At 71.6% G+C, this 25,798-nt stretch carries 21 protein-coding genes; 10 read left to right on the forward strand and 11 right to left on the reverse strand.

Annotated features, from left to right (window positions below):
• Positions 1-5: 5 nt before the first annotated feature.
• The 5 genes from ASE44_RS15730 (at position 6) to ASE44_RS15750 (ending at position 5,508) form a co-directional block, all read left to right on the forward strand.
• Positions 6-1,097 (forward strand): ABC transporter permease, encoded by a 1,092-nt coding sequence (locus ASE44_RS15730; protein ID WP_082456149.1) that lies wholly within the window; start codon positions 6-8, stop codon positions 1,095-1,097.
• Positions 1,094-1,966, forward strand: coding sequence for an ABC transporter permease (locus ASE44_RS15735; protein ID WP_056781753.1), 873 nt, complete (start codon positions 1,094-1,096; stop codon positions 1,964-1,966). The genes ASE44_RS15730 and ASE44_RS15735 overlap by 4 nt, the downstream gene beginning before the upstream one ends.
• Positions 1,963-3,681: an ABC transporter ATP-binding protein gene (locus ASE44_RS15740; RefSeq protein WP_056781757.1), complete on the forward strand. Its 1,719-nt coding sequence runs from the start codon at positions 1,963-1,965 to the stop codon at positions 3,679-3,681. Before ASE44_RS15735 ends, ASE44_RS15740 begins: the two co-directional genes overlap by 4 nt.
• A 35-nt stretch (positions 3,682-3,716) precedes the next feature.
• Positions 3,717-4,478, forward strand: a complete 762-nt coding sequence (locus ASE44_RS15745) for a hypothetical protein (RefSeq protein WP_056781759.1) — start codon at positions 3,717-3,719, stop codon at positions 4,476-4,478.
• A gap of 76 nt (positions 4,479-4,554) precedes the next feature.
• Positions 4,555-5,508, forward strand: a complete 954-nt coding sequence (locus ASE44_RS15750) for an oxygenase MpaB family protein (RefSeq protein WP_235522664.1) — start codon at positions 4,555-4,557, stop codon at positions 5,506-5,508.
• 71 nt (positions 5,509-5,579) lie between these two features.
• Here the strand turns inward: ASE44_RS15750 and ASE44_RS15755 are convergent, their stop codons facing one another.
• From ASE44_RS15755 to ASE44_RS15775, 5 genes are read right to left on the reverse strand one after another with little or no spacing between them, the layout of a single operon-like run.
• Positions 5,580-6,365 carry an ABC transporter ATP-binding protein gene (locus ASE44_RS15755; protein ID WP_082456150.1) on the reverse strand — a complete coding sequence of 262 codons (786 nt, stop codon included), beginning with the start codon at positions 6,363-6,365 and terminating at the stop codon, positions 5,580-5,582.
• The gene (locus tag ASE44_RS15760) at positions 6,358-7,146 is read right to left on the reverse strand and encodes an ABC transporter ATP-binding protein (RefSeq protein WP_056781760.1); all 789 of its coding nucleotides are present in this window, start codon (positions 7,144-7,146) and stop codon (positions 6,358-6,360) included. Before ASE44_RS15760 ends, ASE44_RS15755 begins: the two co-directional genes overlap by 8 nt.
• A complete protein-coding gene (locus ASE44_RS15765) occupies positions 7,143-8,054 on the reverse strand; it encodes an ABC transporter permease (protein WP_056781762.1) in 912 nt (303 codons plus the stop codon). Before ASE44_RS15765 ends, ASE44_RS15760 begins: the two co-directional genes overlap by 4 nt.
• Entirely contained in the window at positions 8,051-9,010 is a 960-nt protein-coding gene (locus ASE44_RS15770; protein ID WP_056781764.1) for an ABC transporter permease, read from the reverse strand. The genes ASE44_RS15765 and ASE44_RS15770 overlap by 4 nt, the downstream gene beginning before the upstream one ends.
• Entirely contained in the window at positions 9,007-10,515 is a 1,509-nt protein-coding gene (locus ASE44_RS15775) for an ABC transporter substrate-binding protein (protein WP_056781766.1), read from the reverse strand. Before ASE44_RS15775 ends, ASE44_RS15770 begins: the two co-directional genes overlap by 4 nt.
• A gap of 273 nt (positions 10,516-10,788) precedes the next feature.
• On the opposite strand from ASE44_RS15775, the gene ASE44_RS15780 reads away from it, so the two are divergent.
• Positions 10,789-11,244, forward strand: a complete 456-nt coding sequence (locus tag ASE44_RS15780) for an SIP domain-containing protein (protein ID WP_056012519.1) — start codon at positions 10,789-10,791, stop codon at positions 11,242-11,244.
• A gap of 26 nt (positions 11,245-11,270) precedes the next feature.
• Here the strand turns inward: ASE44_RS15780 and ASE44_RS15785 are convergent, their stop codons facing one another.
• The 5 genes from ASE44_RS15785 to ASE44_RS15805 all read right to left on the reverse strand — a co-directional run bounded on the left by ASE44_RS15785 (position 11,271) and on the right by ASE44_RS15805 (position 16,970).
• A complete protein-coding gene (locus ASE44_RS15785) occupies positions 11,271-11,678 on the reverse strand; it encodes a hypothetical protein (RefSeq protein ID WP_056781768.1) in 408 nt (135 codons plus the stop codon).
• Positions 11,675-13,090, reverse strand: a complete 1,416-nt coding sequence (locus ASE44_RS15790; RefSeq protein ID WP_056012514.1) for an NAD(P)/FAD-dependent oxidoreductase — start codon at positions 13,088-13,090, stop codon at positions 11,675-11,677. Before ASE44_RS15790 ends, ASE44_RS15785 begins: the two co-directional genes overlap by 4 nt.
• Complete coding sequence (locus tag ASE44_RS15795) at positions 13,087-13,947, reverse strand: arginase family protein (RefSeq protein WP_056012511.1); 861 nt, start codon at positions 13,945-13,947, stop codon at positions 13,087-13,089. Before ASE44_RS15795 ends, ASE44_RS15790 begins: the two co-directional genes overlap by 4 nt.
• Before the next feature lie 85 nt (positions 13,948-14,032).
• Positions 14,033-14,806 carry a PspA/IM30 family protein gene (locus tag ASE44_RS15800; RefSeq protein ID WP_056012508.1) on the reverse strand — a complete coding sequence of 258 codons (774 nt, stop codon included), beginning with the start codon at positions 14,804-14,806 and terminating at the stop codon, positions 14,033-14,035.
• Between the two features lie 76 nt (positions 14,807-14,882).
• Positions 14,883-16,970, reverse strand: a complete 2,088-nt coding sequence (locus tag ASE44_RS15805) for a TPM domain-containing protein (protein ID WP_056781769.1) — start codon at positions 16,968-16,970, stop codon at positions 14,883-14,885.
• 267 nt (positions 16,971-17,237) lie between these two features.
• Between ASE44_RS15805 and ASE44_RS15810 the strand changes: the two genes are divergently transcribed.
• Together ASE44_RS15810 and ASE44_RS15815 are read left to right on the forward strand one after the other, a co-directional pair.
• A complete protein-coding gene (locus ASE44_RS15810) occupies positions 17,238-17,984 on the forward strand; it encodes a gamma-glutamyl-gamma-aminobutyrate hydrolase family protein (protein ID WP_056781772.1) in 747 nt (248 codons plus the stop codon).
• A 117-nt stretch (positions 17,985-18,101) separates the two neighbouring features.
• Complete coding sequence (locus tag ASE44_RS15815) at positions 18,102-18,932, forward strand: DUF3097 domain-containing protein (protein WP_056781774.1); 831 nt, start codon at positions 18,102-18,104, stop codon at positions 18,930-18,932.
• Between the two features lie 21 nt (positions 18,933-18,953).
• On the opposite strand, the gene ASE44_RS15820 is transcribed toward ASE44_RS15815, so the two are convergent.
• Positions 18,954-20,297, reverse strand: coding sequence for an aminotransferase class III-fold pyridoxal phosphate-dependent enzyme (locus ASE44_RS15820; RefSeq protein WP_056781776.1), 1,344 nt, complete (start codon positions 20,295-20,297; stop codon positions 18,954-18,956).
• A gap of 149 nt (positions 20,298-20,446) precedes the next feature.
• Between ASE44_RS15820 and ASE44_RS15825 the strand changes: the two genes are divergently transcribed.
• Entirely contained in the window at positions 20,447-24,457 is a 4,011-nt protein-coding gene (locus tag ASE44_RS15825; protein ID WP_056781777.1) for a Pls/PosA family non-ribosomal peptide synthetase, read from the forward strand.
• The gene (locus ASE44_RS15830; RefSeq protein WP_056781780.1) at positions 24,457-25,791 is read left to right on the forward strand and encodes a M1 family metallopeptidase; all 1,335 of its coding nucleotides are present in this window, start codon (positions 24,457-24,459) and stop codon (positions 25,789-25,791) included. The genes ASE44_RS15825 and ASE44_RS15830 overlap by 1 nt, the downstream gene beginning before the upstream one ends.
• The last annotated feature ends 7 nt before the right edge of the window (positions 25,792-25,798 follow it).

Raw genomic sequence — 25,798 nt, forward strand, 5'->3', positions numbered from 1 at the left:
CCCCTATGTCCAAGCAGCATCCGAACGTCAGCGCGACGGACACGCGACGCCGGCAGTACCGCGAGTACCTCGTCAGGCGCGTCGCCCAAGCGCTGCTCGTGATCGCCCTCGTCTACACGCTCGTCTTCTTCACCCTCTTCGTCCTGCCCGGCGACCCCATCGAGAACAAGCTGACGAGCCCGCTCAATCCACTGCCCCCGGCTGCCGGCGAAGCGTTGCGGGCGTACTACCACTTCGACCTGTCGCCGATCGAACAGTTCACGCTGACGGTCGGCCGGCTCCTCCACGGGGACCTCGGCTACTCGCTCGTCAGCGGCCGTGCCGTGTCGGACCTCGTCGCGCAGGGCTTCTCGGACACGATCGTGCTCGCGGGCGTCGCATTCGTGTTGACGATCCTGCTGTCGCTCGCGACCGCACTCACCGCCGTCTACGCCCCCGTCAGGACGATCAGGAGCATCGCCGCCTCGGCGCCCATCGCCTCGATCTCCGCACCGAGCTTCCTCATCGGCTTCGTGCTCCTCGCGATCTTCTCCTTCCAGCTCGGCTGGGTGTCGTCGGTGCGCGATCAGGGCTTCGTCTCCTACCTGCTGCCCGCGCTGACCCTGGCGCTCGCCGTCAACGGTCCGTTGACGCAGGTGCTGATCCAGGGGCTCCGGAAGGCCGCGGACGAACCCTTCGTCACCGTGCTCCGCGCGATAGGGACGAGCGAGGTCCGGATCGCGCTCGGCCACGTCCTGAAGAACGGGGCGATCCCGTCGATCACGATGCTCGCCCTCGTCGTCGGTGAACTGTTGGCCGGGGCCGTCGTCGTGGAAGCCGTCTTCACCCGGACCGGGCTCGGTTTCATCACCTTCGAGAGCGTGCGCGATCAGGACACCCCGGTGATCCTGGCCGTCGTCATCCTCATCTCCTCCATCTACGTCGGGATCAACCTCGTGACCGACCTCGTCTACCCGATCCTCGACCCGCGCATCGTCCGGCCCGGGCACGGGCGGTCCCGACGCTCCCGCCTCGCCAGGCCGGATGTCACCACAGCGGTGGCCTCGGCGACGGCAGCCCCCGGTGGTACCCCGACGAAAGCGAGCGTGGACGCATGAGCCTCCGACTCCAACCGGACCGCGACGTCACCGCGGCCGACCGCGAACCGAACGCGTTCCGGCGACTCCGCGCCCGCCTCGGCGTCGCCGACGTCCTGGCGATCGTCGTCGTCGGTCTCGTCCTCGTCTCCGTCGTCGCACCGGGCCTCCTCGCGCCGTACGACCCGCTCGAACCCGACGATGCGAACGCGCTCGCCGCACCATCGTTCGCGCACTGGTTCGGGACCGACTCGCTCGGTCGGGACCTGCTGTCCCGGGTGATCCACGGCACCGGACGGACCCTGCTCGGCTCGGCGGTCGCCGTCCTCATCGGTCTCGGCGCCGGCACGGTCCTCGGTCTCGTCGCCGCGTCGTTCGGCGGTGTCGTGGACGCCGTCATCAGCCGCATCGTCGACGTGCTGCTCTCGATCCCCGGGCTGCTCCTCGCGATGGTGGTCGTCGTCGCGCTCGGCTTCGGCACCCTCAACGCCGCCGTCGCCGTGGGGATCTCCTCGATCGCGGCCTTCACCCGCATCATGCGCTCCGAGGTGCTGACGGTGAAGGACCTGCCGTTCGTCGAGGCGAGTCACCACCTCGGCGGGTCGCGGGCCTACGTCCTCGTGAAGCACGTCTTCCCCAACTCCTACTCGGCCGTCCTCTCGCTCACGGCCCTCCAGTTCGGCCTCGCGATCATCTGGATCTCCTCGCTCAGCTTCCTCGGGTACGGGGCGCCGCCGCCCGACCCGGAGTGGGGACTGCTCGTCTCCGAGGGTCGACAGTACGTCGTGTCGTCGCCGTGGCTGGTCGTCGTCCCGGGCCTCGTGATCGCCGTCACCGTGCTCGCCATCAGCCGTCTCAGCCAGCTCACCCGCGAGAGGACCACCGCATGAACCAGGCAGCCCAGCAGCTCAGCACCTTCCACCTCGTCGGCGCGGCCTCGGTCCCGTTGCTCGTCGACGGGCTCGCCGTCGGGTACCGGAGCCGTGGCTCGAGGCTCTCTGCCGACACCGTCCGCGAGGTGTCCTTCCAGGTCGGGCGCGGTGAGACGGTGTCACTCGTGGGGCAGTCCGGTTCCGGGAAGAGCACGATCGCCCGGGCGGTCGCGGGGCTCCTCCCGGCGAACGGTTCGGTCACCGCCGGTCGGATCTCGGTCGCCGGGCATGAGGTCGCCGACTTCTCGCGGAAGCAGTGGCGGCCGCTGCGGGGCTCGACGCTCGGGTTCATCCCGCAGGACCCGCTGTCGTCGCTCGATCCGCTGCAGCGCATCGGCGTGCAGATCGCCCAGGCGGTCCAGGTGACGGGCGACACCCCGCGCTCGGAGGTCCCGGCGCGCGTGATCGAACTCCTGGAGCACGTGGGCATCCGCCAAGCCGCGAGCCGGGTGCGCGCGTACCCGCACGAGCTCTCCGGCGGGCAGCTGCAGCGGGTGCTCATCGCGATCGCCATCGCCGCGAGGCCGAGGCTGCTCATCGCCGACGAACCGACGTCCGCGCTCGACGTGACCGTCCAGCGGCGCATCCTCGACCTCCTCGACGGCCTCCGCGAGGAGCTCGGGCTCGGCATCCTCTTCATCACCCACGACCTGGCCCTCGCCCAGGAGCGCAGCGATGCGATCGTCGTCCTGCAGGACGGGAACGTCCGGGAGTCGGGCCCTGCCGAGCAGGTGTTGCTCACGCCGCGGGACCCGTACACGATCCGGCTGCTCTCGGACTCGCCTGCGTCCTCGCCGCTGCGCTACCGGGAACGCATCCGCGCTGCGGCCGAGCAGGTGCAGGCGGAGCAGCGCGGCGACACGGGCACGACAGCCGCGGTGGTCGAGGTGTCGCACGTGTCGAAGCGGTTCGGACGCGATCCGCGGACGCCGCCCGCGCTCGACGGTGCCTCGCTCGTCCTCCGACCGCGATCGATCCACGCCCTCGTCGGTGAGTCGGGGTCGGGCAAGTCGACCCTCGCCCGCATCGTCGCCGGGCTCACGTCCTTCGACGACGGCTCGGTACGGGTGGCTGGCCGGGAGCTGCCGAGGGAGCACGCCGTCGCGAACCCCTTCGCCCGGGACCTCCAGTTGGTCGCCCAGAACCCGCTCTCCGCGGTCGACCCGCGGTACACCGTGGGGCAGATCATCGAGGAGCCGCTGCGCATCCACGGGGTGCGGAGTGCGGTGGAACGACGGCGTCGCGTCGCGTCGATCCTCGATCAGGTCGGCCTGCCGGCGAGCGTCCTGGGCCGTCGTGCCCGGGAGGTCTCGGGCGGTCAGCGCCAGCGGGTCGCGCTCGCGCGAACGCTCATCCTCGCGCCCTCGGTGCTCGTCCTGGACGAACCGACCTCCGCCCTCGACGTCTCGGTGCAGGCACAGATCGTCGACCTGCTCCTCGACCTCCGCGACGAGCACGCGCTCAGCTACCTGTTCATCTCGCACGATCTCGGCCTCATCCGGCAGATCGCCGACGAGGTGACGGTGCTCTCGGAGGGACGCGTCGTCGAGTCGGGGCCGGCCTCCGCCGTGCTCGATCGACCGCAGCACGCGTACACTCGGGAGCTGCTCGACGCGGTCCCGCGGTTCGACGTCGAGCGGCTCGATCCGAGCCGGTTCGAAGCCGTCGGGTGAGTGCCTCGACCACCACGCGGAGTGTGGAGCAGACTATGTCGCGTTCGTTCGACGAGCTCGTCGCCGAGGCTGATGCCGCCTCGGTCGACGGGTGGGACTTCGCCTGGCTCGACGGTCGAGCCACGGAGGAGCGTCCGTCGTGGCGGTTCGCCGAGCTGCTCGGCCGCCGCTTGGCGGGTGTCCCGTCCTCGCTCGACCTCGAGACCGGCGGGGGAGAGGTGCTCGACACGGCGCCGGTGCTGCCGCCGCTCGCCGCCGCCACCGAGTCCTGGCCACCGAACCTCGCCCGCGCCGCCGCCCGCCTGCACCCGCGCGGCGTCGTCGTCGTGCGCACGGAGGAGGGCGCTCCACTGCCGTTCGCCGACGACTCGTTCGCGCTCGTGTCGAGCCGGCACCCCGTCGCCGTGGACTGGACCGACGTGGCGCGGGTGATCGCGCCGGGTGGAAGCTACCTCGCCCAGCACGTCGGACCGGCGAGCGTGTTCGAGCTCGTCGAGGCCTTCCTCGGCCCGCAGCCCGAGGCCGTGCGTCGCGGTCGGCACCCTGACGACGAGGCCGCAGGAGCCCGAGCGGCGGGTCTCGAGATCGTCGAGCTGCGGACGGAACGCCTGCGCATCGAGTTCCACGACATCGGGGCGATCGTCTGGTTCCTGCGCAAGGTGATCTGGATGGTGCCGGGGTTCACCTCCGCTCGGTACCTCGACCGGCTGCAGGAACTGCACCGGTCCCTGCAGGACGGTCCGTTCGTCGCACACTCCTCACGGACCCTGATCGAAGCGCGCAAGCCCGTTCCGTGATCGAGCCTCCTACGGGTGGGGGCGGCGGCATCCCGACATAGGCTCGTGGTGACAGCGAGTGGAGGACGATCGGGTGGTGGACACCGGCACGGGGCGACGACCGGTCTCGCGGATACGCACCCGACTGCTCGCCGGGCTCCGCTCGCGGATCCTCGCGGTCTTCGCGGTGGAGCAGGATCGCCCACCGCAGTGGACGCTCGACCTCGAGGACGGCACCGACACCGGGCACTTCACGCCGGGCTCCGCCGCCTGGGTCGTCCATGGTGGCGTCGAGACCATGGTTGCCGGCCTCCGGGCCCTGCTCCTGCAGGCGGCCCACCCGGGAGCCCTGGCCGGGGTGCACGACTGGTCCCGCTACCGGGAGGATCCGCTCGGGCGGCTCGACGGGACCATCCGCTGGATCTTCACCGTCACCTACGGCGACCGCGGCACGGCCAGGCGGACGAGCGACTACGTGCTGAAGCTCCACGAACGCGTCGTCGGCGAGTACCTGGACGCCCACGGGGCGACGCGCCCGTACGCGGCCAACGACCCGTACCTCCTGCGGTGGGTCCACCTGGCGTTCACCGACGCGTTCCTGAGCGTGCGGCAGACCTGGGGCGGCCCGATCCCGGGTGGCGCGGACGCCTACGTGGCCGACTGGGCACTCGCGGGCGAGCTGATGGGGGTCGTCGACCCGCCGCGCTCCGAGGCCGAGCTGGCCAGACAGTTGCGCGGATATCTCGACCGGGGTGAACTCACCGGCGGACCGCGGGTGGATGAGACCCTGGCGTTCCTCCGTCGGCCGCCGCTCGACCGCTCGCTGCTCCCCGCGTACTCGATCCTCTTCGCCGGAGCGGTGGCGACGCTCCCGCCCGAGTACCGCCGGATCCTCGGGCTCCGGAAGGCGCACCTCGGCCCGATCCCGCTGCCGGTCGTGACCGCGACGAGAGTCGTCCTCTGGGTCGTCGGCCTCGTGCTCCACGGTGAGTCACCCAGCCAGCGCGCGGCCCTGCGCCGCCACCGACGACTGGCCGACCCGTCCGCCTGACGCTCTTCGACAGGCTCAGGGACCGGGATGGGGCTCAGGGACAGGGATGGCGGCTCAGGCCCGGGACGGCGTCAGAGACGGGGGACCGAGGCGAGCAGCTGCGTCGTGTAGGGGTGCGAGGGCCGACTGAGGACTCGTGACACGGGACCCTCCTCGACGATCGCCCCGTCGCGCATGACGACGACCCGGTCGCAGAGATGCTGCACCACGCCGATGTCGTGCGAGACGAGCACGATCGCCAGGCCGAGCTCCTGGCGGAGCCCGCCGAGCAGATCGAGGATCTGCGCGCGGACGGTGACGTCGAGCGCACTCAGCGGTTCGTCGCCGACGAGCAGCCGCGGGCGGTGCACGATGGCGCGGGAGAGGGCGATGCGTTGCCGTTGCCCACCCGAGAACTCGTGGGGGAAGCGGTCGGCGGCGTCCGCATCGAGCCCGACCAGGCGCAGCACCTCGCCGACCCGGGAACGGTGGTCACCCTCGATCCCGAGCGCCTCGAGGGGTTCGGCGACGATCCGGCCCACCCGCATCCGCGGATCGAGGGAGGCGTAGGGGTCCTGGAACACCACACCGGTCTGCCGGCGGAACCAGTGCAGGCTGCGGGCGCTCGCCGCGGCGCTCACCGGGCGGCCGTCGAACTCGACCGAGCCAGAGGTCGGGGTGTCGAGCGCGAGGAGGAGCCGGACGAGCGTCGACTTCCCCGACCCGGACTCACCGATGATCCCGACCGCCTCCCCGGGAGCGACGACGAGGTCGCTCGGGTGGAGCGCGACCGTGCGGCTGGGGCGCTGGAAGAGGGATTCCCGCGGGTTCGTGTACACCCGGCCGACACCCTGGGCGCGCAGCAGCGGCTCAGTCATCGTCCTCGCCCTTCCAGCTCATCGTCTTCGCGGCCGCCAGGAGTCGCTGCGTCACAGGCGACTCCGGAGCAGACAGCAGGCGCGCGACGGGTCCTGCCTCGACGACCTTCCCCTGCGCGAGCACCACGGCCTCGCTCGCGATCCGGGACAGGACGGCGAGGTCGTGGGTGATGAAGACGAGTGACGCACCCGTCTCGCTCACGAGGCGCTCGAAGAGGCCGAGGATCTCCGACTGGATCGTGACGTCGAGCGCCGTGGTCGGTTCGTCCGCGATGAGCAGCGACGGACCGCAGGCGAGGGCGATGGCCGCTGCGACCCGCTGCCGTTGCCCGCCGGAGAGCTGATGCGGGTACCGGCGGACGATGCGCTCGGGCTCGGGCAGCCGCACCCGTGCGGCGAGGTCGACGGCTCGGGCGAGCGCCTCCCGTTTCGACACGCCCTCGTGGATGCGGAGTGGCTCACCGATCTGCCGTCCGATCGTCCGGATCGGATTGAGCGCCGTCCGCGGCTCCTGGAACACGATGCCGATCTCCCGGCCGCGGATCCTCGCGAGCTCGCGGTCGTCGCGGCCGACGAGTTCCTCGCCCTGCCACCGGACGCTGCCGCTCACCGTCGCGCCGTCGGGGAGCAGGCCGAGGATCGCGAGCGCGGTCAACGACTTCCCCGACCCGGACTCGCCGATGATGCCGAAGCGGGCACCGTCCGGCACGCTGAACCCGACCCCGTCGACGACGCGGCGACCACCGAGCGTGATGACGAGGTCCTCGACGTCGAGACTCATGCGGTCACCCCCTGCGGTGAGGTGGGCGTCGAGGCGGGCCCGCGCGGGCCGAGGGTCGGGTCGGTCGCGTCGCGCAGGGCGTCCCCCAGGAGGTTGAGGCCGAGGACGGTGATCGTGATGGCGAGCCCAGGCCACAGCACGGACAGCGGGTGCACGGCGAGGTAGGTCTGCAGCTCGCTGAGCATGCGCCCCCAGGACGGGACGCTGGAGGGCGCACCGTACCCGAGGTAGGAGAGGCCCGCCTCGGCCAGGACCGCGACCGCCATCGACCAGGACAACTGCACGATGAACACCGGCGCGACGTTCGGGAGGAGGTGGCGGGTGAGGTTCCGGAACGGGCCGAGTCCTGCGGCCTTCCCCGCGAGCACATACTCGCTGTTCGAGACGCGGCGGATCTCGGGGCGGGTCACGCGGGCGATGTTCACCCCGAAGCTGATCCCCACGGCCCAGACGACGACCCACAGCGAGCCGCCGAACACGGAGGCGATCATCATGGCGATGAGCAGCGTCGGGAACGCGATGAGGATGTCGATGAGGACGGCCACCGTCTCCCGCACCCACCGCCGCGTCAACGAGCCGAGGGCGGCGAGTGCGACCCCGATGACGGTCGACACCACGGCGGAACCGATCGCCACGGCCACGGTGACGCGGGCTCCGACGAGGAGGAGGCTGAAGATGTCCCGCCCGACCTCGTCCGTCCCGAGGAGATGGGTGGGTGAGGGGGACAGCCATTTCGAGAACGGGTCGGTGAGCTGCGGGTCGTGCGGTGTCCAGAGGAGGGAGACGCCGGCGCTCACGAGGAGCAGGGCGACGACCGCGAGCCCGAACACCCCGGCGGGGCTGCCCAGGAGGGCGCGGAGTCCGCTCGCTCCCGCGCGACGCGACCGCTCGGCCTGAAGGGCGGTCATGCGGTCCGCTCCCGTTCCCGGAGTCGCGGGTCGGCCAGCCGATGCACGACGTCCACGACGGCCCCGATCACGAGGACCACGCCCGTGAGCACGAGGAGCTCACCCTGGACCTTCACGAGGTCGCGGTTGCCGACGTCCGCGACGAGCATGCGGCCGATCCCCGGCAGGGTGAAGAGCTGTTCGATGATGACGCTCCCGACGATGAGGCCGGCGATCTGGAGCCCGAGCACGGTGACGACCGAGAGGGCGACGTTCGGCAGTCCGTGGCGGACGAGCGCCTGCGAGCGTGTCAGCCCCTTGGCGGCCGCGGTCCGGACGTAGTCCTGGCCGATGGCGTCGAGCGCGGCGGAACGCACGAAGCGCAGGAGGACGGCGCCCTCGACGACGCCGATCGTGAGGGCCGGGAGGAGGAGGGAACGGATGGCCGCCAGCGGGTCGTCCCACCCGGCGCGGGGGAAGCCCTGCGCGGGCAACCAACCGAGGACGACGGCGAACAGGAGCACGAGCATCATGCCGGCCCAGACGACCGGGACGGCGGCGAGTCCCTGCGAGGCGAAGGAGATGATCGTGCCGGTCGCGCGCGTGCGTCGCACTGCCGCCAGCACGCCGAGCGGCACACTGAACGCGAGGGCGATGACGAGGGCCATGAGGCCGAGCGGCACCGTGACCTGCGCCTTCTCGGCGAGCTCACTCGCGACGGGGGTGCCCGTGACGAGGGAGTTCCCGAGGTCGCCGCGGAGCAGCCCGCCGATCCAGTCCAGGTATTGGAGGAGCACCGGCTGCCCGAGTCCCAAGCGGTCGCGGATCGCGGCGACCGCCTCGGGGGTCGCATCGGTCCCGGCGATGACCTGGGCGACGTCGCCGGGGAGCACCCTGATGGTGAAGAAGATCAGGGCGCTCGCGGCGAGGAGCCCGACGAGGAGGAGCACGAGCCTCGTCAGGAGGAACCGGGTCACCCGGTCACGGCGACCTTCGCCAGGTTGATGCGCGAGTTGACCGAGTCCACGGGGAAGCCGGTCACGCCGTCGCGCACCACCGTGAGGGTGATCGCGGTGTAGAGCCAGTCGGCGGCGTTGTCCTTCGACACGAGGTACGCCGCCTCCTTGAGCTTCTGGGCTGCGACGGCCGGATCGGTCGCCGCTACGGATTCAGCATAGAGCGACTGGACCTGCGCGTTGTCGTAGCCGAAGTAGTAGTTCGGGTTCGCCCAGTTCTGGAAGTCCCGCGACTCGACGTGGTTCACGTAGCTGAGGTCGTAGTCCTTGTTCGTGTACACGTCGTTCAGCCAGGTGGGGAACTCGACGCTGTTCACCGTGAGGGTGACGCCGATGGCCTTGAACTCGGAGACGAGGACGTTGGCGACGGAGGTGCCGTAGAAGCTCGGGATCGTGAGCGTCAGGGACAGGTTCTCCTGGCCGGCCTGGGCGAGGAGCGCCTTCGCCTGATCGGGGTCGTAGTCCACCAGCTCCTTGAGGTTCTCATACCCGGGGTCGAGCTCCGGGATCGGCCCGTACTGTTCGACCGCTGCGCCGCCGACGGCTTCGACGATGGCCGCGTGGTCGATGGCCGTCCGCAGGGCCTGGCGGACCAGGGGGTCGTTGAGGGGTGCACGCTGGTTGTTGAAGGCGAGGGTGTACTTGTCGGTCGTCTTGCCCTCGGTGACCGTGAAGCCCTCGGCACGGGTGATCTGGTCCTTGAGGTTCGCGTCGAGCGCGGTCTGCACGTCGAGCTCGCCGGCGAGGGTCGCGTTCACGGCGGAGGCGGCGTCGGGGATGTAGCTGAAGACGACCTCCTTGACCTTCGGGGCGTCGCCCCAATAGCCGTCGTACCGCTCGAAGGTGATGCTGTCGCCCTGCTTCCAGGTCTTCAGGGTGAACGGGCCGGTGCCGTTCGCGGTGGTCGACAGGTCGTTGTCGGCGCCGGACTGGAGGACGAGTCCTGCACGACCGGTCAGGGTCCAGAGCAGGTTGGAGTCGGGCGAGGTGAGCTGCAGCTGCACGGTCGTGTCGTCGACGGCGGTGATCGTGGCGAGCTTCTGCAGCGCCACGTTGTCGACGAAGGACGGGTCCTGCTGCACCTGGGTGATGGAGTTCACGACGTCGGCCGCGGTCATCGTCGCGCCGTCGTGGAAGGTCACGCCGTCGCGCAGGACGAAGGTGTAGGTGAGGCCGTCGGGGCTGATCTCGTGGCTCTTCGCGAGCGTGTCGACGATCTGGTTGTCCTCGGTGCGCGAGACGAGCCCCTGGTAGACGTTGTCGATGAGGATCTGGTCGAGCGCGGCGCCCGAGGTGGTGCGGATGTTGAGGTCCGAGGGCTCGAGGACGAGGCCGACCCGCAGGCTGGCGTCGGCGTCGGGCGTCGGTGTGGCGGCGGGGCCGGCGCAACCGGTGAGGACGAGCGCGGCGCCGGTGACCGCGATCGCGGCGGTGAGGAGCTGACGACGCAGCTGACGATGACGCATGGTGGTCCTTTCGGGGGATGCAGGGTGGCAGGCATCTGAGACGCACAACCGGTTCCGGGCAGCGGGGATTCCCGCGTCGGCCGGACGGATAGTGGACCGCGTCCGGAAAAGCCGCTTCGCTGGGGCTCCAGCGAGCGTACCCGGGTCGGTGTGGGGGTGCCAGCCAGGTGGTCGGCGGGCGTCACAGAGTGATCGGATCGTGATGTGCTCCACCGGCTCGGAATCCGCCTCGGACGGGACGGAAGTGAGCTTAGGCATGCCTATACTGATCGCGTGAGCTATTTCGAGGATCCGGCGGAATTCGCCGTCGCCGACGCGCGGCACGTGCTGCTGGCGGGCGACGAGTCGTCCATCGGAGAGCTGTCCGAGGTACTCGCCCTCCTGCCGATCTGCGCCCGTGGCCAGGTGTTCGTCGAGGTCGACGACGCCGCCTCCATCGCCACCCTGCAGTCACCCGGTCGCGTCGTCGTGACCTGGCTCGTCCGCGCGGCCCGTTCCGGCGAGCCGGGAACCGGCGCGAGCTGCGCCCGTGGCCAGGCGGCTGCGCGCGCCACCCGGGCCTGGGCGAGCGAGATGCTCGACGTCGAGGGCCACGAGTCGGCCGAATACCACGTGTGGATCGGCGGCGAGACGGAGCACCTCACGGGTCTCCGCAACGACCTCCGCATGACCCTGGCCGGCATGGACGCACGCCTGCGTCGCCACTCGGAGGAGCGCGCCTCGCACTGACCGGCTCCGCCGCGACGACGGGTGGCTCAGCGACGTTTCGGCAGGTATCCGCCGGCCTCGAGGCCGGCTTCGATCTCGAACCGGTTCCGCAACGGGTCGCGCCCTGCGATGCCGTACATGAGCGGGAAGAGCATCCCGTAGCGCTGCCACTGACGCTTGTGCACCGCCTCGTGCTCCAGGACGCGCGTCGACACGTTCCGGTCCGTGAGGTACACCCCGCCGACGCAGGATCCGCCGCGCCCGAAAGTCCACGAGGGCATGCCGCGGAAGACGATCATCCCGCCTCGTCGTTCCACGGGACCGGTGCTCCAGATCGCGCCCCACACGAGGCCCGTGAGCGTGGCGTACCAGTACCCGAGGCGGCTCACGGGCGAGTCGAGCCACGGTCCTCCGGACCGCCTGCTCCGCGCCGCGTCCCCCGACCGATCGGTCATGCACCGCTCCGGTAGGTCTCGAGGAGTCGCAACCAGATCTCGCTCATCGTCGGGTAGGACGGCACGGCGTGCCAGAGCCGGTGCAACGGCACCTCACCCACAACGGCGATGGTCGCCGCATGGACGAGTTCGGCCACGTCCTGGCCCACGAAGGTCATCCCCACGATCACGCCGCGCTCCTCGTCGACGACCATCCTCGCCTGCCCGGTGTAGCCGTCGGCGTGGAGGCTCGAGCCTGCGATGCCACCGAGGTCGTAGTCGACGACCCGGTGGTCGATCCCCGCCTGCTCGGCCTGCTTGGCCGTCAGCCCGACGGCGGCGACCTCGGGCTCGGAGAAGACGACCTGCGGCACGGCGCGGTGGTCGGCGGTCGCTGCGTGGTCGCTCCACGGGCTGGTGTCGACGTCCTCGCCGTTCGCCCGCGCGGCGATGACCGCGCCGGCGGCACGTGCCTGGTACTTGCCCTGGTGTGTCAGGAGCGCCCGGTGGTTCACGTCGCCGACGGCGTACAGCCAGTCGCTGCCCGGCACTCGGAGCTGGTCATCGACGTCGATCCACGCGCCCGGTTCGAGCCCGGCGGTCTCGAGTCCGAGATCGTCCGTCCGCGGCGTCCGGCCGGTGGCGACGACGAGTTCTTCGGCGGTCACGGCGTCGTGCTCGTCGAACTCGAGCGTCACGGCACCGCCGTCGGCCCGCGACACGGCGGTGGGGGAGGCGTGCACGATCGTCACGCCGAGCTCGCGGAGGGACGATTCGACGAGCTCCCCGGCGAAGGGTTCGTTGGCGCCGAGCAGACCGCTGCGCGCGACGAGGGTCACATCGACGCCGAGCGAGCGATAGGCGGTCGCGAGTTCGACGGCCACGACCCCGCCCCCGAGGAAGGCGACGGAGCTCGGCAGGGTCTGCACGCTGGTCGCCTCACGGCTCGTCCAGGGGCGCACCTCGGCCAGTCCCGCGATGTCGGGGAGGAGGGCGGCGGATCCGGTGCAGACGGCGACGGCGTGGGTCGCCGAGAGGACGGTCGTCGTGCCGTCGGCTGCCGTCACGGTGACCTCGCGCTCACCGGTGAGGCGGCCGTGCCCGCGGACCAGCTCGATGCCGGCCCCCTCGAGCCACTCGACCTGACCGGCGTCCGACCAGTCGCTCGTGAACGAGTCGCGGCGTGCGAGGACCTTGAGCGGGTCGAGTGCAGTGTCCTCGGGGATGGACCCACCGGTGCGCTTCGCGGCTCGGAGTGCCGCCCCCGAGCGGATGAGCGCCTTCGAGGGCATGCAGGCCCAGTAGGAGCACTCACCCCCGACCAGTTCGCTCTCGACGACGACCACGCTGAGCCCGCCGCGGTGGGCGTAGTCGGCGACGTTCTCGCCGACGGGTCCGGCTCCGATGACGACGAGATCGACGGTACGGCTCATGGGGTGACTCCTGTCGGGTTGGTGCGGTTCGGATTCGGGTCGCGACTGATCGCGCCGATGATGCGGAGGATGGTGCCGAGGTCGTCGGACGCGGCCTCCGGGGTGGCGGGCGAGAAACCGGTGACGCCGGCACCGGCGAAGCCGAAGCGGGCGCGCAGGGCGGTGATGGACTCCATCAGGGTGCCGAGTTCCAGACCGAACGGGACGGCCGAGCTGACGCCGGCGATGACGGAGGGGTCGAGGACGTCGACGTCCACGTGGAGGTAGACCCGTTCGGCACCGGTCGCCTCGACGGCCGCGACGACCTCGGCCGCGCTCGTCATCACCGAGGAGACCATCGGGATGCCGCGCTCCTCGATGTGCGCGAGCTCACCGTCGTCGAGATCCCGCACGCCGACGAGGACCAGCCGCTCGGGGTCGAGCGGCGCCTCCGGCAACAGCATCGCCGCGCCTTCTCCGGTGAGCGCCCGCGTCACCATGCCGCTGAACGCGCCGGAGGGTGAGCTGAGCGGGGTGTTGAGGTCGCCGTGCGCATCGAACCAGACCACCGCGATCCCGGGGTCGCGCCGGAGGGCTTCGCCGACGGAGGCGAGTTCGACGCCGCAGTCCCCGCCGATGGTGATGACCGGCTCGTCAATCCCCGCGAGCGCCTGCCGCTGGAGGCCGACGGTCGTCGCCAGCGAACTGGCCCGCCGGATGCCGGTGTCGAGGGCCTCTCCCGCCTCGGCGGGGACATGGACGAGGGTGGTCGCCGCGACCGGCAGGTCTCCGCGGATCGCTTCGGCTCCATCGATCAACTGCATGGCCCTGGACGAACCGGAGCCCTGCCACTGGGGTACGACGACGAACTGCGTCATGCGGTGCCTTCCTGGGGGTGGTGCGACGGTGCGTGGGGCGATGGCGACGGGCCCCGGGCGGCCCCGGGGACCCGTCGGGTCGTCGTTACCGACCGGCGTTCGGCGTGAACTCGGGGCCCGAGGACTCGATCGCGGGCGACGACGGAGCGCCGCTCTTCAGTGCGGCCAAGCGGGCTTCGACCTCGGTCAGCTCGCCGAGGTCCTCGAGGTCGTTGAACTGCGCGTCGAGGCTCGAGGCGGCGAGCTCCTGCTGCCCGAGCACCTTCGCCTCCTCGCGACGGATCTTGTCCTCGTAGCGGCTCAGGTCGCTCGTCGGGTCCATGATGTCGATGCTGCCGACCGCATCCGCGACCTTGCGCTGCGCCTCGGCGGTCTTCGCGCGGGCGACGAGCTCACTGCGCTTCGTCTTCAGCTGCTCGAGCTTCGACTTCATGCCGTTGAGGCCGTTCTTGAGCTGCTCCACGACCTTCGTCTGCGACGCGAGCTGCGGCTCGGCCTGCTTGGCCTCGTTCTCCGCGCCGATCTGACGCTGGAGGGCGATCTTCGCGAGGTTGTCGAACTTGTCCGCGTCGGCGCTGTTGCCGGCCTGGCGGTACTCGTCGGCCTTGCGGCTCGCGGCCAGCGCCTTCGTGCCCCACTCCGAGGCCGCTTCGACGTCCTGCTGGTGGTCCTGCTCGAGGAGACGGAGGTTGCCGATGGTCTCGGCGATCGCGCTCTCGGCGTCGGCGATGGAGTTCGTGTAGTCACGGACCATCTGGTCGAGCATCTTCTGCGGGTCCTCGGCGGAGTCGAGCAGCGCGTTGATGTTGGCCTTGGTCAGCTGGGCGATGCGTCCGAAGATGGACTGCTTCTCTGCCATGGTGTGGTTCCTCTCTCTGGTCCTGCTGGATCGGTTGGGTTCGTCTCGGACACTGGGGTCTGACGGCGGCGCGGGGTCAGAATCGGCCGCCGCCGCGCCTCGAGCGGGTGCCGCCGCCGCCGAAGCTGCCGGCGCTGCGTGAGCGACCGCCGCCGCCGAACATGCCGCCGCCACTCCGGGACCGGCTGCCGCCACCACCGCCGCCGAACATGCCGCCGCCGGAGCGCGAACCGCCGCCTCCGCCCCCGCCGAGGACGGAGTTGATGAGGATGCCGCCGAGGACGGCGCCGAGCATGCCGTTGCCGCCGCCCTGACCGCCGCCGCCGAACATCCCGTCGAGGCCGCCGGCCGACTGGTTCTGGAACTGTCCGACGTCGGCCTGGGCGAGCTGCACGGCCTGGCCGGCGAGCGAGGTGGCGCGCTGGGCGAGCGAGAGCGCCTGCGTCGGGTCGTTCGGGGCGAGGCCTTGCGCCTGCACGAGGGTGCGGCCGGCCTCGGCGAGACGGGTCCTCGCCTCCGGCCCGACGGCGCCGCGTCGCGACACGACGAAGTCCTCCGCGGCGGACACCTGTGCCTGCGCGGTCTGGAGCGTCTGGCCGAGTGCGGCGACCGCGCGCTGCCGCTGCTCCGCGGCGGTGCGGACCCCCTGCAGGGCACCGTCGATCTGGGCGTTCGCCGCGTCCAGCCGGGCGAGCAGGGCGATCGGGTTGTTCGCGGCGCCGAGCGCGGTGCGCACCTGGGCGACCGTGGCCGACGTGCTCGCGACGGCCGCCGCGAGGCCTCCGGTCGGATCCGCCTGGCCGGCCGCGGCGGCGACGTCGCCGTCGAGCTCGGCGATCCGGGCGGCCACCTGCTGTTCCGCGGCCGTCAGATCCGCCTGCAGGCGCTTGACGGCACCGGTCAGTTGCGTGCTCTGGTCGAGTGCCTCCTCCGCTGCGCGGATGCCGACGGCCGCCTCGCCCGAATCGCCGGCGGCGAGCCTGGCCGAGGCGTCGGCGACGGCCGCCGTGGCGAAGGTGAGGCGCTCCGCCGCCTCCGACGGGTTGTCGAGGACCGTGATGAGTGCGTCGGGGGTGTACCTCGCCTGCAGGGCGGTCACCGTCTCCCGAGCCGTCTGCACCGCTGGCTCCGCGGCTGCCGTCCTCGCTCGGAGCTCTTCGACGGCCGCCGGCGCGTTCCGCTCGAGGGCGCGGAGCTCGTCGAAGGAGGCGGCCTGCTCGTCGAGCACGTGGTTCGCGTGCTCGCAGCGCCGGATGATCTCGATGTTCCAGTCGCGCTGCTGCTGCTCGGTGTCCGGTTCGGCGTCGTCGAGCCGTTGCCGGAGTGCGAACGCCTGCGTGAGCTGCTCCTTCGCTCCGGCGAGGGCTGCGGTGAACGCCGCCGTGGCCTGCTCGCCGTAGGAGGCGGTCGCGAAGCCGAGCTCCTCCTCGCTCGTGCGGACGGCGTCGTCGGTCTGGACGAGGGCGCTTCCGGCGAGTCGCTCGAGTTCGGGGATCGGGGTGGTCGTGAGCGGATCGACCGGTGCGCCCGCCCGCCCGGTCGGAGCCGGACCCTGGCCGGCCGCGACGCGCCGCCGACGGAGGAAGACGACCAGGAGGACGACGGCCACCACGGCGACGACGACGATCAGGAGGACCGTCAGCCATCCGGTCGAGCCACCACTGCCGGCGGCCCCGGTCGACCCGCCGCCCACCGCGGAGCCGAGCCCCTGGGCGGCTGCGGCGCCGGCGCCGGCCCAGTCCTCGTCGCGCAGCTGCGGCAGGATGAGTCGCTGCTCGATCTCGGTGAGCTGGTCGCCGCTGACCGGGCCGCTGGAGTAGCCGGAGAGGTAGTAGGCGCGGTCCTCGGTCGCGATGGCCAGGAGGTACTGGTTCGGTCCGAGGTTGTTGTCCTCGGCCGTCTGGTTCGCCCACCCCTCGGCGTCGCTCGGATCCGTGAAGGTCGGGACGTACACGACCCACAGGTCGACACCATGTTCGGAGGCGAGGTCGTCGATGCTGTCGGTGACCATCGCCCGCTCGGAGCCGTCGAGGATGCCGGCGCTGTCGGCGATGCGTGCGGAACCGAGCTGGACCGGGCTGTCGGCCAAGGCGGCGGTCGCCCCCGCGCCGAGGAGCACGGCCAGGCAGAACGCCCAGATCGATACCGCCCAGCGAACCCGCATCGGTCACCTCGTCACTCGTCCGGACCCGTCGAGCCCCACCCCGCGGCTCGGGTCCGAGTCTAGGTCCGGGGCCCGGACTTCTCTACCGGTGCCTCCGGGCGGGGGAGCCTGCTGCGAGCTGTGCTATGCGGCGGTCGTCGCCCGTGCACGTCGACGCCCCGTGCACGTCGACGCTCTGTTACCGAGCGTGACGCGTCCGGTCGCGTCCCCGGGTCGGCGCGGCGAGACTGGACGAGTCCCCGTCGCGGAACCCCTGGAAGGAGCATCATGCAAGGACACGTCTCACCCATGCTGGCGCTCATCGAGGTCACGAGGTTCCGCGAGGACGACCAGGCGTACCACGAGTACGTGCAGATCCTCCTCGGTCGCACCATTGCGGCGGCCGAACGGGCCGGGTGGCGGGTGACGCGGTGGGCCGCGGAGGACCTCGGCACCGAGGCCCTGCTCGCCGCGACCGACGGCGCCTCGGCCGTCGTCCTCATGGGCGGGGCCGACATCGACCCCATCCACTACGGGGGTGCCGCCGGCTACCGTGCCGAGGGCCAGCACTTCCCTGAGGCCGACCGCGCGCAGCTCGCCGTCGCGAGACGGGCCGCCGAACGTGGCACGCCGCTCCTCGGCATCTGCCGCGGGCACCAGATCATCAACGTCGCCCTCGGCGGCACGCTCGTCCAGGACCTCGGTGCGCACAGCACCCACCGCAACGACGGCGTCCCGGTCGATCAGAGCATGACGCCCCACGAGGTCGAGCTCGACCCGTCGAGCGCCCTCGCGTTCCGGCTGCGGGCCCGGCACCTCCAGGTGCAGAGCGCCCACCACCAGGCGGTCGGCGAACTCGGCGAGGGACTCCGAGCGGTCGCCTGGTCCTCCGACGGCACCGTCGAGGCGATCGAGCACCACACCCTCCCCATCACGGGCGTGCAGTGGCACCCGGAGGACCCCGGCACCGTCGACGACCAGCTCGAGCTGCTGCTCGGTGGCCTCGCCCGCGAAGCGGAGCGCGCAGCCGCCTGAACCGGGTCTCGTCCACGGGCGAGGACGACGTCGGGACCGCCCGCCTCCGGTGACGGCCGCGCGACGCCACGCCGGAGCGCTCCTGGCTTGTCCACCGCGCTGTCGTAGCGTTGACGGGTGTTCGAAGACAGGTATGGCCAGGACGTCCTCGCGGGTGACTGGCGGAAGAAGAACCGGGTGGTCGCCCGAGAGGTCGAGGCCGTGACCGACCTCGTCATCGAGGAGCTCGGCGGCTTCTGCGGTGCGATCACGCGCGTCGAGGCGAAGACGGTCGAGCTCGAGGACTACCGGGGCAAGCGTCGCGTGTTCCCGATGGGGGCCGGCTTCCTCCTCGAGGGGGAGCCGGTCGTCCTCGTCGTGCCCAAACGTGCTCCCACCGGTCGTGCACGGACGGCGTCCGGGTCCTTCGCCGTGGAGACGACCGCCCGGGTGGCTCGAGCGAGCCGGATCTTCGTCGAGGGGCGGCACGACGCGGAACTCGTCGAGCGGGTCTGGGGCGACGACCTCCGGGTCGAGGGCGTCGTCGTGGAGTACCTCGCCGGCGTCGACCACCTCGACGCCGCGCTCGCCGAGTTCCGGCCGGGCCCCGACCGGCGCGTCGGGGTGCTCGTCGACCACCTGGTCCGCGGTTCGAAGGAGCAGCGCATCGCCGATGCGGTCATGTCCGGGCCGAACGGCCGGAACGTCCTCATCGTCGGCCACCCGTACGTCGACGTCTGGCAGGCCGTGAAGCCCGCGAGGGTCGGGTTGCAGGAGTGGCCGACCATCCCGCGGTCGATCGAGTGGAAGAAGGGGATCTGCCAGGCCTTCGGCTGGCCCCACGACACGCAGGCCGACATCGCCCGCGCCTGGAAGCGCATCCTCGGTCAGGTCCGGACGTTCAACGACCTCGAACCCGAGCTGCTCGGCCGGGTCGAGCAGCTCATCGACTTCGTCACCGTCGACTGAGCCGCCCGCCCGGCCGGTCCGCTAGGACGTGACCTGCGCCAGGGCGTCCTCGAGGACCGAGACCGCGTCGCGCAGCAGCTCGTCGGACATGACCGCGCTCGGGAGCAGCCGGAGCACCGAGTCCCATGACCCGGCGTCGAGCACGAGCACGCCCTGGGCGATCGCCGCGTCGATGACCGTCTGCAGCGCCGTGGGATGCGGCTGCTTCGTGCCGGGGACGACGAGTTCGACGCCGGCCATCGCGCCGATGATCCGGACCTCGCCGACGATGTCGAACCGCTCGGCCCAGTCGCCCATGAGCGACTGCAGCGTGGCTCCCACGCGGCGGGCCTCGCCCAGCAGGTCCTCCCGCTCGATGACGTCGAAGGTGGCGAGCGCCGCGGCGGTGGACACCGGGTTGCCGCCGAAGGTGCCGCCGATGCCACCGGGCTGCACCGAGTCCATGATCTCGGCCCGCCCCGTGACCGCCGAGAGCGGGAAGCCGCCGGCGATGCCCTTGGCGCTCGTGATGAGGTCGGGGACGACGCCGTGGTGCTCGATCGAGTACCACGCGCCGGTCCGACCGATGCCGGCCTGGATCTCGTCGGCGACGAACACGATCCCGTTCTCGGTGCACCATTCGCTGATGCGCGAGAAGTAGCCGGGGGCGGGGATCACGATGCCACCGTCGCCGAGGACCGGTTCCGCGAAGAACGCGGCGACCTCACTCGCTCCGATGTGCCGCTCGATGTAGTCGATCGTGACCTCGGCGGCCTCCGGCCCGGTGAGCCCGTCGCGGAAGGGGTAGGACAGCGGGACACTGTAGATCTCGCCGGGGAACGGTCCGAAGCCGAGCCGTTCGGGGGCCGGGCGGTAGGTCATCGCCATGGTGAGGTTCGTGCGGCCGTGGAAGGCGTGGTCGAGCGCGACGATCGCGCGGCGGCCCGTGTACTTCTTGGCGATCTTGACGGCGTTCTCCACCGCTTCGGCGCCGGAGTTCAACAGGATCGAGTGCTTCTCGAAGTCGCCGGGGGTGATCTCGGCGAGCTTCTCCGCCACCCGCAGGTAGTTCTCGTACGGCGTCACCGTGAAGAGCGTGTGGGTGAGTTTCGTGGCCTGCTCAGCGGCGGCCGCGGCGACGTCGGGGTTGGCATGACCGATGGTCGTGACCCCGATGCCCGTGCCGAGGTCGATGATGCGGTTGCCGTCGACGTCCACGAGGATGCCGCCGGAGCCGTGGTCCATCCACACCGGGGCGAGGTTGCCCGCGCCGCGCGACACCGCCCTGCGGCGCCGTTCCGTGAGGGCGAGCGATCGGGGACCGGGGATGGCGGTCACGAGCTGGCGTTCCTGGGGCACGGAGTATTCGATGGTCATGCAGGCCATGGTAGGCGCGAGTGCGCCGAGCTTCCCCCGGGCGTGCGGTGGGTCGCCGTCGCGCCCGCGACACCTCGCGGTTGACTGGGGTTCACCGGCCGTCCACCTGCGCTCCCTAGCGTTGGCGACGCTGATGGCCGGACGACAGAGGATCGCGCATGGACGCTGAGACCACCACCGCCCTGCTCGCAGAGCGGCAGCCGACGCTGCTCGGCGGCGGACGTGCGCCCGCCCAACGCACCCTGATCGACGTGCTGCGTGCCGTCGCCGCGGCGCACCCCGAGGCCTCAGCACTCGAGGACGCTGCCGGCGCGCTCAGCTACCGCGAACTCATCGTGAGCGCCGAACGCCTCGCGGCGGCCCTGCTCGCCGCCGGTGTCCGACGTGGCGACCGGGTGGGGGTGCGGATCGCATCGGGTTCGCGCGAGCTGTACCTCGGCATCCTCGGCATCCTGTTCGCGGGAGCCGCGTACGTGCCCGTCGACGCAGACGACCCGGAGGAGCGCGCCCGGCTCGTGTTCGGTGAGGCGGCCGTGGTCGGGGTCCTCGAGGACGGCGGTGTCTTCCGGCGCCTCGGATCCGCGGTCGGGGCCGCCGGGGGAACCGGGGACGAGACCTCGGGGGAGCCGATCCGGCTCGCCGTCGAGGGGACGCCGCACCCGGCGACCCGGGCGATCCCGATCCTCGAGGCTCCTCGGCTCGACGACGACTCCTGGATCATCTTCACCTCGGGATCGACGGGGACGCCGAAGGGCGTCGCCGTCTCCCACCGGTCCGCCGCGGCGTTCGTCGACGCCGAGGCCCGCCTCTTCCTGCAAGCCGAGCCCCTCGGTCCGGGCGACCGGGTGCTCGCCGGGCTCTCTGTCGCCTTCGACGCGTCGTGCGAGGAGATGTGGCTCGCCTGGGGCCACGGTGCCTGCCTCGTCCCGGCGCCACGGTCGCTCGTCCGCAGCGGGATGGACCTCGGTCCCTGGCTCACCGCGAAGGGCATCACCGTGGTGTCCACGGTGCCGACGCTCGCGGCCATGTGGCCGGCGGAGTCGCTCGAGAACATCCGCATGCTCATCTTCGGCGGCGAGGCCTGCCCGCCGGAGCTCGCCGCTCGACTCGCCGTCGACGGGCGCGAGGTCTGGAACACCTATGGCCCGACGGAGGCCACGGTCGTCGCCTGCGCGGCGCTCCTCACCGGAGAACAGCCCGTGCGGATCGGTCTCCCGCTCGACGGCTGGGACCTCGCCGTGGTCGACGCGGACGGGGTGCCGGTGGAGGAGGGCGGTGTCGGCGAGCTCATCATCGGCGGCGTCGGTCTCGCCAGGTACCTCGACCCCGTCAAGGACGCCGAACGGTACGCGCCCATGCCGAGCCTCGGATGGCACCGGGCCTACCGCAGTGGCGACCTCGTCCGCTTCGAGGCCGCGGGACTCGTCTTCCAGGGACGCGCGGACGACCAGGTCAAGATCGGCGGCCGTCGCGTCGAGCTCGGCGAGATCGAGGCCGCCCTGCAGGCCCTCCCAGGGGTCTCGGGTGCCGCAGCAGCCGTCCAGCGCACCGCCGCCGGCAACCCGGTCCTCGTGGGCTATCTCGCGGTCCCTGACGGTGACGCCTTCTCCCTGGACGGCGCGCTGGGCGCCCTTCGCGAGCAACTGCCCGCACCGCTCGTGCCCTTGCTCGCGGTCGTGTCCGAACTGCCCACGCGCACCTCTGGCAAGGTCGACCGGGCGGCGCTGCCGTGGCCGCTCGGCGGGACCGACGGGGAGGACGCCTCGACCCTGTCGGGCACGGCCGCCTGGCTCGCCGAACAGTGGACGGCCGTGCTCGGCGTCCGGGTCACGGCGGAGGGCGACAACTTCTTCAGCCTCGGCGGTGGCAGCCTGGCCGCCGCACAGCTGGTCTCGCTCATCCGCACGAGGGACGCGGAGTTCACCGTCGCCGACATCTACGGCCACCCGCGACTCGGCGCCATGGCCGCCGAGCTCGACGGCCGACGCCCCGAGCGCCGCACCCGCGCTGCGGTGGCCGACCCGGTCCGTCCCACCCCGCTCACCACCCAGTGGGTGCAGACCCTGCTCGGGATCCCGCTGCTCATCCTCGTGGGCCTCCGGTGGCTCGTGTACCTGCTCGCCGGCAGCCGCGTGCTCGGCCTCGTCGCCGACGTGCCCTACCTACCCATGGTCTCGTGGTGGTGGATCGCGCTCGGATTCCTCCTCGTCATCACCCCCATCGGGCGGATGGCGATCTCGGTCGTCGCCTCGCGGCTGCTGCTCGCCGGTGTGCGACCGGGCGACTACCCACGCGGCGGTTCGGTCCACGTCCGGCTCTGGCTCGCCGAACGCGTCGCCGACACGGTCGGTGCGGTGAGCCTCGCCGGCGCCCCCTGGATCTCGCACTACGCGAGGGCCCTGGGCGCGAAGATCGGCCCCGACGCCGACCTGCACAGCGTTCCGCCCGTCACCGGCTTCCTGACCGTGGGAGCCCGCGCCTCGATCGAGCCCGAGGTGGACCTCCGCGGGTACTGGGTCGACGGCGACACGCTCCGACTCGGCCACGTCCACATCGGTGCGGAGAGCACGGTCGGCGCTCGCAGCACGCTGCTCGCCGGCACACGGATCGGCAAGCGCGCCGAGATCGCCCCGGGATCGTCGGTGTTCGGTCGGGTGCCCTCCGGCCACCTGTGGTCCGGTTCACCCGCCGTCCGCGTCGGCAAGGCGAAGCCCGTCTGGCCCACCGAGCGCCCGCCCAGGCGGCGGCGTTGGTTGTTCGCCTACGGTGTCGGCTCGGCGCTCCTCTCGGTCCTGCCCTTCCTCGCCTTCGTGCTCGCCGCCGCGGTCGTGGCCGCCGGAGCCGCCGGTGCCGGGTCCCTCGTCGAGTTCTCCTGGCGCGCGCTCCTCTGGGTGCCGGTCGCGACGATCGTGTGGTTCCTCGTCCTCGCGATCAGCACGATCGGCCTGGTCCGTCTGCTCGGCATCGGGCTGCGGGAGGGCTACTTCCCGGTGCGCAGTCGTGTCGGTTGGCAGGTGTGGGCCACCGAGCGCCTGCTCGACGCCGCCCGCACCCTGCTCTTCCCCATCTACGCGAGCCTCTTCACGCCGGTGTGGCTCCGCCTGCTCGGCGCGAAGGTCGGCAAGAACGTCGAGGCGTCGACGGTCCTCCTCCTGCCGCGCATGACGACCGTGGGTGACGGCGCGTTCCTCGCCGACGACACGATGGTGGCGTCCTACGAACTCGGTGGCGGGTGGATGCGGATCGCGGGCGCGTCCGTCGGGAAGCGAGCGTTCCTCGGCAACTCCGGGATGGCGGGCCCCGGCATGCACGTCCCGAAGAACGGACTCGTGGCGGTGCTGTCGGCCGCCCCGCGGAAGGCGAAGTCCGGGTCGTCGTGGCTCGGCAGCCCGCCGATGAGACTCCGCAGGCAGGTGTCGGACGCCGACCTCGACCGCACCTACGCGCCGCCGCTGCGGCTCCGCATCGCCCGGTCCCTCTGGGAGGTCTGTCGCATCGTCCCGGTCATGGTGACGACGGGCATCGCCCTGCTCGTGCTGCTCACGCTCGCCTGGTTCGCCGACACCTGGGGTCTCGGCGTGGCTGTCGCGGTCAGCGGTGCCGTCCTCCTCGCGGCCGGTGCGGTCGCGGCCGGCATCACGACCGTCGCCAAGTGGCTCATCGTCGGACCGATCCGTGCCGGGGAGCACCCGCTGTGGTCCTCGTTCATCTGGCGCAACGAGGTGTCGGACACCTTCGTCGAGATGGTCGCGGCGCCGTGGTTCGCCGCGCCCGCCACCGGCACCCCCGCCCTGACCTGGTGGTTGCGGTCACTGGGCGCCCGGATCGGTCGCGGTGTCTGGTGCGAGAGTTACTGGCTGCCGGAGGCCGACCTCGTCGAGCTGGGCGACGGCGCGACGGTCAACCGGGGCTGCGTTGTGCAAACACACCTGTTCCATGATCGAATCATGAGTATGGATCAGGTCGAACTCGCTGCGGGCGCCACGCTCGGACCGCACAGCGTCATCCTTCCCGGAGCCCGGATCGACGACGACGCGACCGTCGGCCCCGCCTCCCTCGTGATGCGCGGGGAACGCGTCCCCGCCGGAACCAGGTGGAGCGGCAACCCGATCGGCCCGTGGCGCGAGGTGACGACGGCGGAGTACCGGGAGCCCCAGGTCGCGTCCTGATGGGGGAGGCGCTCGCCCGCCTGCGCAGCGCAGGCGATCCCTACACGCCGACGAGCGGCAACCGCGGCTACCACGTCGTCCGCTACGAGCTCGACCTCGACTACGCGATCGACCGGAACGGCCTGAGCGCGACGGCACGCCTGACGGTGGTCGCGACGGAGGAGCTCACCCGCTTCTCCCTGGACCTCGCTGCCCTGCGCGTCACCCGCGCCCAGGTGGACGGTGTCGACGCGAAGCGCACGCACGGCTCGGGGAAACTGACCCTCACCCCGCGGAATCCGATCGCCGCCGGAGCCGAGTTCACCGTCCTCGTCCGGTACGCCGGGACGCCCCGTCCGGTCCGCAGCCACTGGGGCGAGATCGGCTGGGAGGAGCTCGAGGACGGCGTCATCGTGGCCTCGCAGCCCTGCGGCGCCTCGAGCTGGTTCCCGTGCAACGACCACCCCTCCGACAAGGCGGCCTACCGCATCAGTGTCACCGCAGCCTCGGCCTACACGGTCGTCGCCCCTGGCGAGCTCGTCTCACGGACGGCGCGGGCGAGTCGGACGACCTGGGTGTACGAGCAGCGCGAGCCGATGGCGGCCTATCTCGCCACCGTGCAGATCGGGCGCTACCAGCGCCTCGCCGTGGACGCCCGGGTGGCGGCCTCCGCCGTGCCGGTCGTCGCCCACCTCCCGCGCGACCTCACCGCCGACTTCCGTCACGACTTCGCCGAGCAGGTCGACATGCTCGCCTGCTTCGAGCGCGCCTTCGGCCCCTACCCGTTCGAGAGTTACGGGGTGGTCGTCACCGACGACGAGTTGGAGATCCCGCTCGAAGCGCAGGGGATGAGCGTGTTCGGACGCAACCACGTGGACGGCGTCGGCGGCTCCGAGCGACTGATCGCCCACGAGCTCGCGCACCAGTGGTTCGGCAACAGCCTGACGATCGGCGCGTGGCGCGACATCTGGCTCCACGAGGGCTTCGCCTGTTACGCCGAGTGGCTGTGGTCGGAGCAGTCGGGGGCCGAGACCGCGGACGCCTGCGCCAGAGCCCACTACGCGGTGCTCCGTCGAGCACCGCAGGACATCGTCGTCGGCGACCCGGGGGCCGCGGACATGTTCGACGACCGCGTGTACAAGCGCGGCGCCATCGCCCTGCACGCCGTCCGGCTGCTCCTCGGCGACGACGCGTTCTTCGACCTCCTCCGCGACTGGGTGGCGACGTTCCGGTTCGCCACGGTGTCGACCGAGGACTTCGTGCGCACCGCCGACCGCCATGCGCCGGAGCCGATCGAGTCGCTGCTCGACGCCTGGCTGTTCCGCGAGGCGCTGCCGCCGTTCCCCACCCGCTGAGCCCGGC

Origin of the sequence: Plantibacter sp. Leaf1 (assembly GCF_001421315.1) — a bacterium.
Lineage (GTDB): Bacteria > Actinomycetota > Actinomycetes > Actinomycetales > Microbacteriaceae > Plantibacter.